Genomic DNA, 16440 nt, shown 5'->3' on the forward strand with positions numbered 1-16440 from the left:
TGTTAAAATTATGAAAAAAGGGATTCGATATTTAAGGTTCAGTAACTATGACCAAAGCCGTCACAGCATCGAACGACAAGATTTTATTACCTCGCAATGGACAACTAGTGCAGATGTTGAAATAATCGATACTTTCCGGGACGAAGGTTATAGTGCCAAAACATTCGATCGACCGGATGTAAAAGCACTATTTTCATTTATCAAAAAGAACCATCGGGAAATTGATTACCTCATTGTTTCTGAACTGACACGCTTCAGCCGAATTACAGGAGATGCGATCAACATGGTCATGAAAATCCAAAAGGAATACGGAATAAAAATCGTCAGTGCAGGTCGGGGAATGGTCTACGATGTTACCGATCACAGTTCTTACTTTATGATGGGACTGGAATTTCTTTTGGGTGATTCGGAAAACATCAAGCGGCAAAACGATATCAACTGGGGTATCTATTCCGCCAAGGCTATCAAAGGGAAATATATTCATGGTGGTGCAGCGCCTTACGGTTATGTAAAGGTGAGAAGCGAACGCGAAATGAAGTTGGTAATCGAGGAGGAGGAAGCGCAAATAATCCGGAACATCTATGATCTATTTTTAAAGGATGTCCCCATCTATAAGATTCAGGAAATTGCCATATCCCAAGGGTTCCCGCATACAGGAAATTCTAGCATCCATCGTATTTTAAAGAATCCGCTGTACAGTGGTTACCAAAAAGTAAAAGCATGGAAAACCAATCCTGGTGGTATGTTTCCAGTAAAAAATGCAGAACCTATTATCGATCAATATTCTTGGAGCCGAGCTCAAGAGAAGTTCCGGAAAGAAGAACGGACAGTTGTTACTTTGCATGAGGATATCCCACTTCGAGGATTGTTACAGTGTCACTGTGGACGTTATATGACTGGTGCCGCCTCCCGTGGAAAGACAGGACAATATTATTACTATTACCGCTGCAGGCTAACCTCGAAGCATAACAATATCAGTGCAATAAAGGCGCATGAAAAACTCCTCGATATCCTGAGGTTAATAAGTCTCCCTGAGGATCTCATTCAAGATGTTCGAACGCTGGCCACAGAGCTCTTGAACCATCAAGTTAAAGTAGAAAAACAGCGCAAAGAAAATAGAAACAAGGAACTTGCGGCAGCCGAAAAATCCTTGCGGTCGGTCGAGGAGAAATGGATCAACAATAGCATTAATCAGGAGACCTATTCCAGATGGCATAGCGATCTAACGCAAAAAATACAATCGCTAAAACTAAATGATTTTGATCTTGGAAAAGATAAAGAAAGGCTGAAAAAGATCCTGAATTCAGAGTTGAATAAGCTCTCGGATCTATCGAAGCTCTATGAATCATCAAATGTCATAGATAAGCGTACGCTACTTTCAAGGGTGTTCAATTTGGGGCTCATCATCGATAATGGGAGCTATCGAACTCTCGAAATCAATCCTTTGTTTAATCGTAACTTGCAGAAAATGAGTGAATTAAACTTGTTAAAAGTGACAAAAAAAGGGATTGAAATGTCTTCAATCCCCTCGGGTGGAGCCGGAGGCTCTTTTTTTATAGCCTTTTAAGGATTTTTACACACTTTACTAATGCCATAAGTATCTGTATTTCAGCAATAAAATATCACTTAAGACTTTTATAGATTTTTAGGTATTCTGAAAAATTGGGTGTAAATTTGGGTGTAGATATTTTACTTACACCCAAAAATGAACATCAAAAGGAATATTATTTTTTCACTTGAAAAACGTAAGAAGGACGGTATAGAGATCATAGAAAATGTTCCTATCAGAATCCGAATCAACTATGACGGTGACAGACTGGATTTATCCAGTGGTTTTCGGGTTGACGTTCCTAAATGGGATGATAAAAAGCAACGTGTAAAAAACGGCACAACAAATAAAATTAAACAGTCTGCAAGCGAAATAAATGCATCACTCCTAAAGATTGAAAGTATCATTCAGGATATCTTCAAAAGTTATGAGATTGAAGGATCAGTTCCTTCAAAATCGACACTGCGGAATGAAATAAATGATAAGATAAAACCAAAAAATGAAACTTCTTCGGAAGCACCAATACAAAGTAAATTCTTTGATTACTACGACCAATTTATTCAAGAGAACCGTAAACTCAATAATTGGACTGAAGGCACACTAAAAAAACTTCGAACGGTCAGAAATCATCTCCAAGAGTTTAAACCAAACATCGGCATTAACGATTTTGATAATGCCACGCTTGATAAGTATATGGATTTCCTTTTGAAGCGCCGAGGATTTAAAAACTCAACACTGGAAAAACATTTAAAGTTCTTAAAATGGTTTCTTCGCTGGGGAAATAGAAAGGGAATAGTAGCGAATTCAGCATTCCTATCGTACCGTCCGAAAATTAAGAAAATAGAAAAAAAAGTCATTTTTCTTACAGGGCAAGAGATTGACCATATTAAGGCTTTCGATATTCCGAAAGAAAAATCATACTTATACCGTGTTCGTGATATACTGATTTTCACGTGTTATTCAGGATTGAGACACTCAGATGTATATGCATTAACAAAAGATGCTGTGAAAGAGAAATTTATAGAAGTAGTGACGATCAAAACAGATGATAAACTCATCATCGATCTTAATAACCACACAAAAGAAATTTTAAATAAATATAAGGACGAAAGATTTCCGAACAACAAGGCTCTACCGGTAATTTCTAACCAGAAATATAATGAATACCTCAAGGAACTTGGCGAATTAGTTGGACTTAATGAATCGATTATGACAACTTATTATAAAGGAAACAAGCGTATAGAAGAGGTTGTCCCAAAGTACACGTTATTAACTTCTCACATTGGAAGACGTTCTTTTATATGCAACGGTTTGTTTCTTGGAATACCTGTCCATATTATGATGAAATGGACTGGACATTCAGATTATAAATCTATGCAACCCTATATCGATACCGTGGATGAAATGCGAAGCGAAGCTATGGAAATGTTTAACAAAATGTAAGGAATATGCAAAAAGAAGAAAATGAGTTAATATCTTTTCTAACATTATTACGTCGGTATGAAGAGGTTCTACACCAACAGATAAATAATCAGGATCTTGACTGGAATAAGTTAGCAGAAGTAAAGCGAACTTTATTAGAGCGTTTAGATTCCTCATCAGTTGAAGAAGTTATAAATTATCTTCTTGTCAATTCTAGTCGTGAAAAAATCATAGGACTAACGAGAAATTTTGACGCCGTTTATAATGGACTAGCTGAACTAGTTAATACTAGAAATTTTGAGATTGAGGCCAATTCATCCACAGAATCATTTCGTCGGGAACATGAACTTTTTGAACTTGAAATCAGAGAATATACAAAGAAATTTACAGAAGTTAGAAAGAAAAAAGAAGCACTTGAAAGGTCGTTGGATAGTTATTTCTTCGGCGGTGATGATACCCGTAGGATAAAGACCGAATTGGAAATTGACCGGATTGAACCAATCTTTCAATCTAAATTACAGGACTATGAAGCCAAAATCCTTGAATCGAAACAATTTTTTGAGAATGATTTTCAATTAACAAAATCTATCCTTGGAGAGGTAACTAATGTCTTGAAGGCTAGGATAAAGCCACTCTTTGATATATACAGAGAAAATTCCCAAAACGACGTATATCATGAATATTTTCCAATGTATTTGGTAGGTGCTGTTTATGAAGTTTTAATAGAGAATAAGATTATCGAAGTAGATGCTCAAACTTTTCACGGAGTAATCAACCTGAATAAAGAAACCAATCTGAAAATTTCACCAGATTTTATATTGTACTTTCTTGTAGATTCCTTTTCTAAACGTCTTGATGACAGTGCCAGAAATAAATGGGTAGAAAAAATCCATAATATGCAGAATATCAAACTATCATCGTATAAAGCACACTATCGACAAATCCAAAGTAGTAGAAAATGGAAGAAGCTATATAAACGCTTAAAAGACTTATTCAACCATTCAAACAAATAATAATCCGCTTAAATGAGTTTTTGAATACTTTTTAAGATTTAGTTTACAATCGTACCACAAAGAAAATCACCCATCCTTATTTAACCAACTGATAACAAGCTAAATAAATATCGTTGTATTTGATTCTACCACATATTTACCACGATATTAACCTCCTACCTTAGCTCATGTTCGAACATTAAATGCCGATGCGCACGGCAATGGTTTAATTTCAACTAATAAGAACATGGACATTCGTGAATTACTATCAAAGCCTGTCGCTATGATGACTGGCGAGGAATTACTGGCTATTCAACGAGAAGCAATCGCAGAAATACCTAAAGAAGAAGCAACAAGCACATTCCCTGAATTCGTATATGGTATTTCGGGTATTATGCAGTTGTTTAATTGTAGCAAATCGAAAGCACAGAAAATAAAAAACAGTGGTGTAATTACTGGTGCGATTCAACAGGATCAACGGACAATTATTGTTGATACTCGGCTTGCTTTAAAATTGTTTAAGGAGTATACCAATCAAAAGAAAAGGAGGTTCGTATGATTCCATTTAATCAGAATATTGTCGAAGCTCTTGAAAAATCTACAGTTAAAATAACAGATGAATTTAAAGAACCTCCTATCATGATAACAATCAGCAATTCGGATTCCGTCATTGGAACGCTTGGCAATTTTAGCGCATCTACAGGGAAAGCAAAGAGCCGGAAAACATTCAATGTGATTTCATTGGTTGCGGCGGCATTGAGCGGTAGGCAAATATTAGAGTACAAAGTTAAAGTTCCCGAAAACCGTCCCTTAGTATTGTATTTTGATACCGAGCAGAGTAAATACCATTGTCACAGGCTTCTTTCACGGGTATATAAGCTTATTGATTATCCACCGACAAAAGTACACGGGAACTTAAAATTGATTTCTCTAAGAGAGTATCCTACGAAAGAACGTCTTAATATCATCGAATATGCTTTGTTCAAATATGCAGACAGGGTCGGTCTGGTCATAATTGACGGAATCAGGGACCTAGTTTACGATATTAATAATGCTACAGAAGCAACGGAGATTACAGGTAAGTTGATGAAATGGTCACAGGAGCTGAATATCCATATCCACACCGTGCTACACCTGAACAAAGGAGATGACAACACACGGGGGCATTTGGGAACAGAGTTGAACAATAAGGCGGAATCTATCTTACAGGTTACTAAAAGCGATATGGATGCAAACTACAGCACTGTTGCCCCAAAGTTTATTAGAGATGTTGAATTCGAGCCATTTACCTTTTTTATTGATGATGGTTTACCAGTTTTGGACGAAAATTTTGATCTGTCAGGCACAGTATCCAGAAAAGGCTTTGATTATCAAGAACTTTCTAAAGAGAATCATCGAGAAGTGTTACAGGAAATGTTCAACGACAGTGAAATTACCTGTACATATGATGACTTTGTCCGAAGATTGAAGGAAGCTTATCTAGCAAAAGGTTTCAATTTCGGAACGAACAAAGCAAAACAGCTAAAGACGTTCCTTGAAAACAAAAGGATGATTATCAAGAACGATAAGACCTATCGGTTCAATCCAGAATTCTATTACTGAAAAACAGGTTTAGTTTAGTCTGCCCCTATATATAGATAGACTAAACTAAACCTCTCTAAAAATTAAGAATATGACATGTGAAGGCTTAAAGCGAATACCGCTCATATCCATTTTACAGCATTTACAGATTCCCTGTGCAAAGATGAACAGCAGGGAAGCATGGTTCAAGAACCCCTTTAACGGAGGAGATGAACGGACGGCATCGACAAAGGTGGATGTACATCAAAATATATGGTACTCCCATTCCGAGGGTATCGGAGGGAACAATATTGATTTCCTGATGAAATTCTTAGGCACATCCGAACTCGCAAAAGTCTTGGAGTGGGCTGATGAAAGAAAAAATATCTTTTCTTTTCAACAGCAGACCGTCTCGAATAGTCGGCACGCCGTACAGACACAAAAAGAGACAGGCTACACCATACTGTCCGTAAAACCACTTGAAAACAAAGCATTGCTCGGCTACCTGTCTAATGAGCGTAAGATTGACCCCGATATTGCCAAGGCTTTCTGCAAGGAAATCTACTACCAGACGGCAAACGGGCAGACATATTTTGCCGTATGCTCTGTCAATGATTCGGGGGGATTTGAACTGCGCAATCCCTATGATAAACGGTCGTTAATGACAAAGGACATCACGACCGTAGATAACGGAAGTGACAGGGTTATGTTGTTCGAGGGATTTATGGACTGGCTTTCTTTTTTGACACTAAGGAAGATCGCCGACCGACCGTTTCCAAGTACAGATTATTGTATACTGAACACTACCGCCCACCTGAAAAGGTCATTTCCTTTTTTGGAACGGCACAAAACTATTATCAGCTATTTGGACACGGACGAGTCGGGAACAAAGGCATACAGGGAATTAGAAATCCGTTTTGGAAAAACCCACGGTCTCAAAAACGGAATACAGGAACTACAGCGCAGGAACAGTCTGATAAAAGACGTGAATGATTATCTGGTGCATGGTCTATCCGGCACCAAAATCGAAAACCGTCCTACTGGCAGAAAACTATCGAATAGGTAGGGAGCAAGGTTGTGTTTTGGTGAACCCAAAACCGATAAGCTCCCGATGGTCACAGCGAAAAAAGAACATCATGAAAGACAGAAAGAACAAAGGCGGTAGACCCGCACTTGAAAATAAAAAACGATTCAGAATCAATGTCCGTTTCGATGAAACGGAACATAAAAAGGTTTTGCAGAATGCAGAAACCGCAGGGATGAGCAAATCGGAATGGGTACGCAGAAGTGCCGTTATGAGAAAAATCGTCCCGAGGTTTACCGAGGAACAGGTCAAAGCATTGAGGGCAATTACAGGAGCTTCGAACAACCTCAACCAATTGACAAAAAAAGCCCACCAGACAGGATTGATTGACGTGGCGACGGAGTGTCGGAATACGATTAGCCACATCAACTATTGTATTGATAAACTACTGCATCATGATAGCGAAGATAATTGAGGGGAAGTCATTCGGTGGGTGCGTGGGGTACGTACTGAAAAAAGACAGTGAGATTATCCACGCTAACGGACTGCGGACGGATTCGGCTAAGACTATTACACAGGATTTTAATTTTCAGCGGATGCTGAATCCCAGATTGGGTAAGGCAGTCGGGCATATTATCCTCTCGTGGAATACCGATGACAAGAACATGCTGAACAACGACATCATGGTATCATCCGCCAAGCGGTACCTCTCCAAAATGGGGATTAAAGACACCCAATGCCTGATGGTTCGACATTTCGACCGTCAGCACGACCATATCCACATCATTTACAACCGTGTGAACGATTATGGCAAAACTATCTCCAACAGCAATGGGCGGTACAAGAGCTTTAAAGCTTGTAAGGAACTCAACGCCATGTATGGCTTCAAGCAGTCCGAGGGCAAAAAGAATGTTAACAGAGGAAGGCTCAAAGGTAACGATAGGACACGATACCAGATTTACGATACTGTCAAGGCTGGTATACGCCACAGCAAAAACTGGGTTGAACTGGAGAACTATTTACGGTACAAGGGCGTGGAAATCCAGTTTAAATACAAATCGGGAACAGATGAAATACAGGGCATTTCTTTTTCCAAGAACGGACAAGTATTTCGGGGTTCTGCCATTGACCGTTCATTGAGCTTTGGACAGATACACAAGGAACTGAAGAACATTGACCAGTCACAAGCCATAAATCAACCTTCAGATAGTGATTCGTCAGTGAGCCAATCAATGGATAATAATATCGAAAATGTGATTGGAGAAATTGCATCAGCTTTATTTTCCTTTCCTGTCTCAATCTCACCCGATCAAGATGATGCACTCATCAGAAAAAGAAAGAAAAAAGAGAAATACAAATTAAAACGTTAAAACATGACCACTGAAATAGAGAACTTACAAGAACAAGTTAATGCGCTTCAAGAAAATACAGACCTTATCACGCAGGATATTGTACGCATTATGCCGACCATTGTATCGTTACTTTCGGCAAATGAAAAAGCGATGCAGGAATTTCATGATATGCGTGCAAAGGATCAGGAACATCTAAGCCATATAAAAGCATTTATTAAACAAGAGAACGTCATCTTATCCAAGATCATCAAAGACTATGGTTCACTGGAAGATGTCGCAAACAGGAGTTCTGAAACAACACGCAAACACCTTTCGATATTGACTAAAAAGGAAAATGAAATAGTTGCCAAAATTTCACAGATACCCGATAAGGTAAATATAAGACATTTGTACGGCGTTGACCTGAAATCAACGCCCGTGATCATTATCATAATATTGTTTTCGGTGGTAATTTCTTTGGGATTAGGCATGTTACTGGAAAAGGATAGACAGATTGGCGATAAGACATCCTATGAAATGCGTTATCGGATGATAGCGTTGGATTTACCCAATGTTACCGCGCAGATCGATTCTGCATACTCCCTAAATTCTGATAAATTTCACGATTTGGTAATTAAAAGAGAAGAGGAAAACAAACTATTATACAGTATAGATAGGAGCCGAGAAGAAATTAAAAAGCTAAAAGAGATTGAGTAACGGATCAGGCGCTTGGCGCACGTGCTGGAGCATTGCTCCAAGCGCGTGTTAGAGGACAGTCCCGAAGGGCTGTACTCCGGCAAGCGCCTGATCCGTTGAGAGGGAAGCCCGGAGGGATTTCCTCTCAACGAGTTTGGGCTTTGCGAGGGAGCGGATTTTTAGCACTACCTTTGATATGAAGCACAAATGTTCAAATTTACGAAAAAGTTTCAAACGAAGCACTTCGCCCGCTCTCTTGCAAAACCCTTGTTATCGATAGTGGCAATTATTCGGTCGTTTGTCGTGCGTTGGATTGGTGGCTCTTTTGCATTTTTTGTTTGGCTTTGTGCGGTTGGAAAAATGCAAATGTGCCACCAAAAGCGTGGGTTGTTTTATGCCATTAGTTCATTGATTTTAGTTTGCCATTCGTCCTCAAACACTACTTGAAACTGAAAGTCGTGGTCGGGAAATTCGTCAAACAATTCTTTCCACGCTTTTTTTGCTCCTAATTCGTTGCACAATGCAAACACGTCTTGTTTGTATTTTGTGTCCTCGTTTTTCAAATGAATACCTTTTGTTTCTAACACATAAACCGTTCCGTAGTCGTCCTTGCTTTCTTGCTTGTCTGCGAGAAGAAAGTCGGGATAAATCTTGTTAGGTTTCCAACCTTGAATATGATAATCTTGTCGGCTCATATTGCGATACCACCACAATAGTTTCTCTTGTTCATCAAGGTAAATGGCAACCGATTTTTCAAGGTCGTTTATATTTTCTTCGGGAACGTAGTCAAACAAGGATTTCTGAATTGGCGTGTTGTCGTTACGGACTAACTGTTTGTTGCTTTTCACTTTTATTCTTGATGGCAACACAAATCCACCTTTGTTTTCAATCAAGAAAAAACAAAGTTTTTTGTCGGTAATCATTTTTCTGAAAACTTGTTCTGATAAGCGGTTACGCTCTTTGTCTAAAACCTTTTTTAGTTCTTCTATGATGAAAACAAAATTGGTTGCAACCGTTTCACGGTCATATTTCGTTTGTAATAAATCAATCGCTTTTTTGCCAATCTGGAAACAATACCAAGGGTTAGGAACTATTTCAGTTATCTGTCTTGTCAGAAAAACTTCGTCTATTTCTAATGTTCCTGTTTTTTCTGCTCTGCCTGTTTCTCTTAGCAATTCTTGTTCTTCATTGCTCAAACCCAAAACAATTTCTTGTTCTTTGCTCAACTTGTTTTGTAACGAAAGATTTTGAATTTCATCAATGTTGATGTCTTCCCAATCAATCTCACTTAAAATATCAATTTCAAAATTCAGATTTCTCCAACTTTCTGTTTCTTGTACAACAAATTTTGGTAAATAAATTTTCCCCTCAAACTTCTTAAAGCCCGAACGATACTGCATTTCACGCTCTTTCAAACCGCCTGTGTCTGTTCCTGCCTCATCGCTTACAATTCTTCCTGCAATGTCGCCCAATCCTTCATCTTCTAATCCTTTTTTGATGTCGCTAACCAACGATTTTGCATTTTGTCGGAATGTAAAAACATAACATTCGTCCAAATCCTGTATTTTGGTTTTTCGTGCAAACGGCTGTCTTAAAATACGACCAACTAATTGCGTTATTCCTGTTGCTGAACTTGGGTTTGTAAGCACGGTTAGCACATACGCAAACGAACAATCCCAACCCTCTTGCAAGGCTTGTTTGGTAATGATGTAGCGAATTTCGCAATCATTGGCAAACAAATCAATTCCTTCAATATCGTCTTTTTCGCTTGATTTGATAGCAATATGACTTTCGGGAACATTACATTTTTTGATTAAATATTCTTTCGCATCTTCTGCGTGAATAAACTTTTTATCTCGTTGGTCTTTCCCTGTTCGTTCAACTTGTATCAAACAAATCGGACGAATATATTCGCCTGTATTGGCTTCGTACTCTTTGGCTTTTTTCTCTAAATCGTTTCGCTTTTCAAAACTTGCCAAAAGTGTGTCATGCCAATCCAAACTTGTTTTGTTGGTTAAGTGAATATCCAACTTTATCATTTCTTCTTCGTGCAATTCACGACCTGTAATTTTCACCAACTCATTGCTGTTTGGCGGTGGTGTTGCCGAAAGTTCAAGTATAAATGACGGATTGAAATTACGTATCGTATTCCTTGCATTTTCGCCATAAGCACGATGTCCTTCATCAATCACAACAAGTGGACGTAAAACTTTCAAAGTATTACCCAATGATGTTTTTATTTGCGTTCCGAAAACTTCCATTTCGGTTGTAAAACAATCCAAATTTGGAAGTAATTCTTTTAGTTTTTTATGTCCTTCAAAATCATCTTCTCTTGGAAAAAAATCGGTAAATCCGCCTTGATCACGGAATACTTTTAGCGTTTCTTTATTTTGACGGTTTGCGGATGGCAACATCAAAAGCAATACAACCAAATGTTCTTCAATATCAAGTCGGTTAAACATTTCTGTCTTTTCTTTTATCAATGTTCTACCACCGCTCGAAATGTCTAAAACTTGTCTGTATGGGTGGTTTCGGTCTTTTAATGCTTTTATAGTTTGGCGATAAATTTGCGTGGACGGCACCACCCAAAGCACCAAACCTGTTTGTTTTTTAAGATAAGTTTTTTGGATACTGTCAATAGCGTGGCACGCCAATAAGGTTTTACCTCCACCTGTCGGCACTTTCAGATAAATATCGGGCATAGGTTCGTCCAAACCGTTTGTTTTAGAACTGTAAACAATACGACCTGTCGATTTTTCCCAAGCCTCTTTCGGGAAATTGATATGTTTTGCCAAATGCGGTTTGAGTTCGGCAATTTCTTCAAACTCTTTTTTCGCATCAGCCAAAGCACCCAAATAATCTTTGAGTTCCTTTAAAACTTTATCTTGATAGTGCTTTAATTTCATTACTTCTGTATTCTATAAATTTCGTAAGGTAATTGGCAAAAATCAATTCTGTGTTCAAGCAATGTGTAATCGTCCACATACTTGGCAGGTGCAAAAATCAAAAGCTGTTTTCCCTTGAATTTTGGTAATCCTTTACATATATCCAATGTCAAAGCATTTTGTTTCAACCACTCAATATCATCTTTATAAAACAGATATACTTCGTAGCTTTTGCTTTCGCCTATAAAACCTGTTTTGGTGTCAATATTTTTCTCGTTAAATTCTTCGCCTGTGGCTGTGTAGAAAAGATAACGTGCAAACTCTGTGAAAGACGGTAGATTTTCGCCTCTCAACAAACTTTCCATTTCTATGGTTTCGCCTAATTCAAAATAACTGAATGTTCCGCCTGTTCCTTTTTTAAGCAAATCACTTTTGGCAGTTGGTACGCCTTTGATTACTCTGCGAACTCTCTCGGCTGTGATAGTATTGGCATAATCTTCCTGCTCCACCAAAATAAATTTGCGGTTTCCTCCGTCTTCTTTATTGAGTTCTAAAACTGCGTGTGCCGTAGTTCCTGAACCTGCGAAGCTGTCGAGAATTATTGAATCATCATCAGAGTATATTTCAAGGCATCTTTTGATAAGTTCAACTGGTTTTGGATAATCAAACTTTTTTTCGCCGAATATTGTCTTCACATCAAGCGATGCCTTTTTATTTCCTTCAATACTTTGCCAAAGATTTGTCGGATGTTTTAAACGACCTTCTAAATAGAATTTTAGATAAGGTTTCCAATCACCTTCTTTGTCTTGTTTCCATTCAATTTGTTTTGTCTCAACTAATTTCTTGTATTTATCGGGAGAACATCGCCATCTACTTTCATAACCCGTAGGACCAACTGGATAAATCTCTTCACCATTTGGGGCAGTTACTGGAAAATACATTGATGGTCTATCCTCTCTTTTATCCTCACCACCTGTTTTTCTAAGTGGTCTTGTTAGATATCTTCCATTTTCATCTTCTTGATTATATATGCTGGACTGCTTTTCATCCATTTGAAGTCCATTAAATAATTCAGATTCTCCCTTTGAATATATTACGACGTAATCAATTTCAGAAACTAAGCCTTTATTTCCTAAACCTGTTGGCGTTCCTGTTACTCTACTAACTTGACCTAAGAAATTTGATTCCCCAAATATTTCATCCATCATACACCTTAAATGATGAATTTCATTATCATCAATAGAAATAAAAATTGCACCATCCTCACTCAATAATTCACGTAAAAGTTTTAAACGTGGCATCATCAGGCAAAGCCATTTGTCGTGGCGTGTCATATCTTCTTTGTCCACCACACTGCCCAACCATTCTTTAATCATCGGGCTGTTTACATTATCGTTGTACACCCAATTTTCGTTTCCTGTATTGTAAGGTGGGTCTATATAAATGCACTTTACTTTTCCTGCGTAAGTAGGCAAAAGTGCTTTTAATGCTTTCAGGTTGTCGCCTTGTACAATCAGGTTATCGTGCAAAGAAACTTTGTCCGTAAGACTGTATTCTGCCTTTGGCACAAGTTGGTGGTATTTAACCGCCAGATGGTGGTTTTGCACAAATGTTTTTCCTTTGAAATTAAGTGTTGGCATATCGTTATATCTTTTCTAATTCGGTTAGAATGTTTTCAAATTCAATTATTTCATTTTCCAATTTATCACAAGTGAGAAATTGGTTTAGTTCGTCAACTGGTAAATGTCCTTCAATTAAATCGTGAAGAACAGAATGGTTTTTAGCAATACGTTCATATAAATCATTATTGAATTTTACATTTCTAATGTTGGGAACTCTTACCAAAGTGTCATATCTCTGGACAGTGCTTGCTAACAATTTCGTTACTACAATGCCTTCATAACAGCTGCGCAACGCCCCATAACCTGAACGAATAAGGTTTTGAGCAAAACTACGGTCAGCTTCCTTTTTAGCTCTTATGTGGTATTGCTTCGGAATATGTGAATTGGTATATGTGCTATCTTTAAGCGGTGTGTTCTGTAATTCAATTACACCAATAGTTTCTCTACCACTACAAACAATAGAGTGAACAAAAACCTTTGTCTTGTCAGTTTTATATTTATTTCTTCCGTGACTTTCTAAATATTTTACAAAGACAATATCGTGAGAGAAAATAACCACTTGTTTTTTATCACTTTCTTCAACTAATCTTTGGGCAATTGTTTCTTTTCGTTTATGGTCTAAGGAAGTAACGGGGTCATCAAAAATAATTCCCTTGTTTACTTCGGATAAGTGCATTTCTGCAAGAAAATCAGCAATAGCAATTACTTTTTGTTCGCCCTCGCTTAATACATCATTCGGCTTCTTACCTTTTAGTTTGAGTTGTCGGGAAGATTTTCCTGCTGAACCTGTGGTGCTTATTTCAATTCCAAAACTCCCATTCAGTTTTTGACATTCTTCGTTAAAAGTATCAATGTATTTTTGATTGAAATATTTATCCGATAATGACTTTTCTGTATTTGTTGTGTCTGTTTTAGTCTTTCTAAAATTAGCGTTGTTCGCCTTTTTAATCCAAACTTGATTATTGATAAAGGTTTCAAACTTTGAAAAATGTGTATTGAACTTTTCTTTGTGTTCCAACAGCGTTTTTGAGTTCAGTAATTTTTCCAATTCTTTACTTTGCTCATCTTCTTTTAGCAATTTAATAGAATTATCAATAGCTGTTTCAATCGCAGTGTGTTGTTCAACGCTGATTTGTATTTCTTCTCTTTCGTTTGCTGTTTTTCTTTGAATGTCAGCAATGATATTTTGAGCAAGCGTTTTCTGTTCTGAAAGTTTTTGCTTTAATGTTTCTAATTCGTTTGAATATTTTTCAGTAAGCCAAACGGTAAGTGTATTGTCTTGCGGAAATAAATCAAAGTTTAAATTCTCATAATTCCCTTTGACTTTATCCAATTTTTCCTGTGCTTGCTTTGCGTTTTGCTCCGCAACACTTTTGATGAAAGCCCAATAATTTGAAATTAGCTTTTGTGCTTCGTTTGAAAGTGGTTGTTGGCAAAGCAAACAGTTGTCGCCATTTTCGGGATAATCTATATTTTCCGCTTTTTGCGTTTTAGCAAATTCTTCGGCAGAAACAATAAAATTTTTCCATTCTGTTGTTCCAACACCTTCAATTTTATCGGTCTTAAAATTTTCTACTCCTTCGGATTTCGCTGTCGCTTCTTTTGAAATACAATCCGAAATAGCTGTTTTTACTTTCTCAATTACTTCGGTTGTGAAAAATTGATTTAGTTTTTCAATATCCTGTTTGTTTTTACTTAACAGAATTTTGATGTTTTCATACTCTTTTATTCTTTTACCTGTTTCTTTTGAAGCCAAAAGAAGTTCGTCATACTGTTTTTGTATCGCCCCTTTTTGAGTTTTATCTTCATCAGAAAAAGGCGTATGTTTTTTTAAGTCATCAATATTTGTATCAGCATTTAGATTTTGAACAAGCGTTTTTATTTCTGAATTGCCGTCAAACCAAATATCAAAATCATTTGGCGATTGTTTATTTATAATTTCAGCATTTAGTTTTTGCTCAACACGAATGATTGCATTTGTGTAATCAGCAAAAAAACTTAATCCTGCTGGTCTAAATTCAAATTCATTTTTGTTTTCAAGATGTTTTAAAACGCTGTTTCCGTCAAAAACTGCAAATTGCTCAAATTCTGCATTGTCTTTGTCCGCAAATACTAACGAAGTTTTAGTATTGTTTGATTTGAAAGTAAATTTTGCATTAACAGGTTTGTGTCCGCTGTCAATGTGAATATTTGGTAAAATTGGTTCGGGTGCTTTTGAATAAAAAACGTCTTTCAAAAGTCTTACATAACCTGATTTTCCCGAACCATTTGCACCATAAACAATAGTCAGGTTCGGACTAAATTCAATCGTTTGGTTTTCTGTTAAGGCGTTTACGCCTTCAACATTTTCAAGTTTGGTAAGAAGTAAATCAGTTTTATAGTTTCCCGAATTTTCAGCATTGTAATCAATAGAAATTTCGGGTTTTTCGGTCTCTTCTTTGAGTTTTAAATGTTCAAGCAAATAAGAATATGAAGTATCAATGTCGTTATCAGATATAGCGTTGCCCGACAAAATTTTCTCTGCAAGAAATTTTGCCCAATAGGGAAGTCCGTTAGGGAATTTCTTCACTTCCGTTTCAAGCGTTTCCACTTGTTGTTCTACTTCTGCTATTTCAATTACTTCACTCACTATTTATGTTTGTTTTTTACGTTATATTTTACTTTTTCCTCCGCCACTTTTATAGCCTGTAATGCCAAATCTTCATCTTGCACTTCATAAGCCAATTTGTCGGACAACCACGCAATGATTACATCATTTTTCTGCTCTTTGTAAAAGTCCGAAAGGGCTTTTACTTGTTCTCTTGTCGGCATACGTTCATCACGTTCAATTTTGCTTAAAATAGTTGGGTCAAGCGAAAGTTCCGCTCCGACTTCTCTAAGCAAAAGCCCTTTTTCTTCCCGTAGTTCACGCAATATTATTCCTATTGTTTTCAATTCGCTTTATTTTGACTTGACAAATATTGGCAAATATACAAAATGAATTCTGACGGTTGAAGTATTTGCTAAAGTTTTTATCAACATTAAGTTAGAAGTCGGGTGGTGGGTGGGCTTGGGTGCGGTTGGGCAAAATTAAATGTGGTGCAAAAGCGTTGGCTTTGTGCGGTTGGTTGCACCTCTTTTAATTTTTGCGAAGCGTTGGCAATTTTTCGTTTTTCTGTCTGTCCGTTGATGTTGTTTCAGAGCGGTCAAACGCCATTACCGATAACGCGCACGTGCTGGAGCATTGCTCCAAGCGGTTCGGGTATTGCCGAAGGCGGGGATTTTTAGCACAAAAGTTCAGTCGAAGAACGAATGTTGAATCTCGCACAAATGTCCAATCGAAGCCGTTCAGCCCCGCTTTTGGCAATACCTTGTTATCG

13 protein-coding genes are annotated in these 16440 nt (G+C 37.4%); 9 read left to right on the plus strand and 4 right to left on the minus strand.

Translation table 11 applies throughout. The features are described from left to right. The first annotated feature begins 10 nt into the window (after positions 1-10). The 9 genes from NLF99_RS15460 to NLF99_RS15500 all read left to right on the plus strand — a co-directional run bounded on the left by NLF99_RS15460 (position 11) and on the right by NLF99_RS15500 (position 8595). Positions 11-1567, plus strand: coding sequence for a recombinase family protein (locus NLF99_RS15460; RefSeq protein WP_254529403.1), 1557 nt, complete (start codon positions 11-13; stop codon positions 1565-1567). A 138-nt stretch (positions 1568-1705) separates the two neighbouring features. Further along, positions 1706-2992 carry a site-specific integrase gene (locus NLF99_RS15465; protein ID WP_254529406.1) on the plus strand — a complete coding sequence of 429 codons (1287 nt, stop codon included), beginning with the start codon at positions 1706-1708 and terminating at the stop codon, positions 2990-2992. Between the two features lie 5 nt (positions 2993-2997). Continuing rightward, positions 2998-3984 carry a hypothetical protein gene (locus NLF99_RS15470; RefSeq protein ID WP_254529409.1) on the plus strand — a complete coding sequence of 329 codons (987 nt, stop codon included), beginning with the start codon at positions 2998-3000 and terminating at the stop codon, positions 3982-3984. A gap of 226 nt (positions 3985-4210) precedes the next feature. Further along, a complete protein-coding gene (locus NLF99_RS15475) occupies positions 4211-4522 on the plus strand; it encodes a DUF3853 family protein (RefSeq protein ID WP_254529412.1) in 312 nt (103 codons plus the stop codon). Next, positions 4519-5565 (plus strand): AAA family ATPase, encoded by a 1047-nt coding sequence (locus NLF99_RS15480; RefSeq protein ID WP_254529414.1) that lies wholly within the window; start codon positions 4519-4521, stop codon positions 5563-5565. Before NLF99_RS15475 ends, NLF99_RS15480 begins: the two co-directional genes overlap by 4 nt. A 70-nt stretch (positions 5566-5635) precedes the next feature. Next, positions 5636-6589 carry a toprim domain-containing protein gene (locus NLF99_RS15485; RefSeq protein WP_254529417.1) on the plus strand — a complete coding sequence of 318 codons (954 nt, stop codon included), beginning with the start codon at positions 5636-5638 and terminating at the stop codon, positions 6587-6589. Positions 6590-6659: 70 nt separating this feature from the next. Further along, positions 6660-7022, plus strand: a complete 363-nt coding sequence (mobC, locus tag NLF99_RS15490) for a plasmid mobilization relaxosome protein MobC (protein WP_254529419.1) — start codon at positions 6660-6662, stop codon at positions 7020-7022. After that, complete coding sequence (locus NLF99_RS15495) at positions 7003-7917, plus strand: relaxase/mobilization nuclease domain-containing protein (protein WP_254529423.1); 915 nt, start codon at positions 7003-7005, stop codon at positions 7915-7917. The genes mobC and NLF99_RS15495 overlap by 20 nt, the downstream gene beginning before the upstream one ends. Before the next feature lie 3 nt (positions 7918-7920). Further along, complete coding sequence (locus NLF99_RS15500; RefSeq protein WP_254529425.1) at positions 7921-8595, plus strand: hypothetical protein; 675 nt, start codon at positions 7921-7923, stop codon at positions 8593-8595. Between the two features lie 371 nt (positions 8596-8966). Here NLF99_RS15500 and NLF99_RS15505 read toward each other — a convergent pair whose 3' ends face one another. The 4 genes from NLF99_RS15505 to NLF99_RS15520 are packed head-to-tail and all read right to left on the minus strand — an operon-like array spanning position 8967 to position 16015. Beyond that, complete coding sequence (locus tag NLF99_RS15505) at positions 8967-11480, minus strand: DEAD/DEAH box helicase (RefSeq protein ID WP_254529428.1); 2514 nt, start codon at positions 11478-11480, stop codon at positions 8967-8969. Beyond that, on the minus strand, positions 11480-13099 hold the full coding sequence (locus NLF99_RS15510) for a site-specific DNA-methyltransferase (RefSeq protein ID WP_254529430.1): 1620 nt from the start codon (positions 13097-13099) through the stop codon (positions 11480-11482). The genes NLF99_RS15505 and NLF99_RS15510 overlap by 1 nt, the downstream gene beginning before the upstream one ends. A 4-nt stretch (positions 13100-13103) precedes the next feature. Continuing rightward, positions 13104-15710: an AAA family ATPase gene (locus NLF99_RS15515; protein WP_254529433.1), complete on the minus strand. Its 2607-nt coding sequence runs from the start codon at positions 15708-15710 to the stop codon at positions 13104-13106. Next, positions 15710-16015 (minus strand): helix-turn-helix domain-containing protein, encoded by a 306-nt coding sequence (locus NLF99_RS15520; RefSeq protein ID WP_254529435.1) that lies wholly within the window; start codon positions 16013-16015, stop codon positions 15710-15712. Before NLF99_RS15520 ends, NLF99_RS15515 begins: the two co-directional genes overlap by 1 nt. Positions 16016-16440 lie beyond the last annotated feature (425 nt).

The sequence above is a fragment of the Sphingobacterium sp. LZ11T8 genome (assembly GCF_024261425.1).
Lineage (GTDB): Bacteria > Bacteroidota > Bacteroidia > Sphingobacteriales > Sphingobacteriaceae > Sphingobacterium.

Coding starts and splice junctions, on each gene's coding strand:
- NLF99_RS15470 (WP_254529409.1), top strand. CDS start 2,998: ATGCAAAAAGAAGAAAATGAGTTAATATCTTTTCTAACATTATTACGT.
- NLF99_RS15495 (WP_254529423.1), top strand. CDS start 7,003: ATGATAGCGAAGATAATTGAGGGGAAGTCATTCGGTGGGTGCGTGGGG.
- NLF99_RS15485 (WP_254529417.1), top strand. CDS start 5,636: ATGACATGTGAAGGCTTAAAGCGAATACCGCTCATATCCATTTTACAG.
- NLF99_RS15480 (WP_254529414.1), top strand. CDS start 4,519: ATGATTCCATTTAATCAGAATATTGTCGAAGCTCTTGAAAAATCTACA.
- NLF99_RS15505 (WP_254529428.1), bottom strand. CDS start 11,480: ATGAAATTAAAGCACTATCAAGATAAAGTTTTAAAGGAACTCAAAGAT.
- NLF99_RS15460 (WP_254529403.1), top strand. CDS start 11: ATGAAAAAAGGGATTCGATATTTAAGGTTCAGTAACTATGACCAAAGC.
- NLF99_RS15465 (WP_254529406.1), top strand. CDS start 1,706: ATGAACATCAAAAGGAATATTATTTTTTCACTTGAAAAACGTAAGAAG.
- NLF99_RS15500 (WP_254529425.1), top strand. CDS start 7,921: ATGACCACTGAAATAGAGAACTTACAAGAACAAGTTAATGCGCTTCAA.
- mobC (WP_254529419.1), top strand. CDS start 6,660: ATGAAAGACAGAAAGAACAAAGGCGGTAGACCCGCACTTGAAAATAAA.
- NLF99_RS15510 (WP_254529430.1), bottom strand. CDS start 13,099: ATGCCAACACTTAATTTCAAAGGAAAAACATTTGTGCAAAACCACCAT.
- NLF99_RS15475 (WP_254529412.1), top strand. CDS start 4,211: ATGGACATTCGTGAATTACTATCAAAGCCTGTCGCTATGATGACTGGC.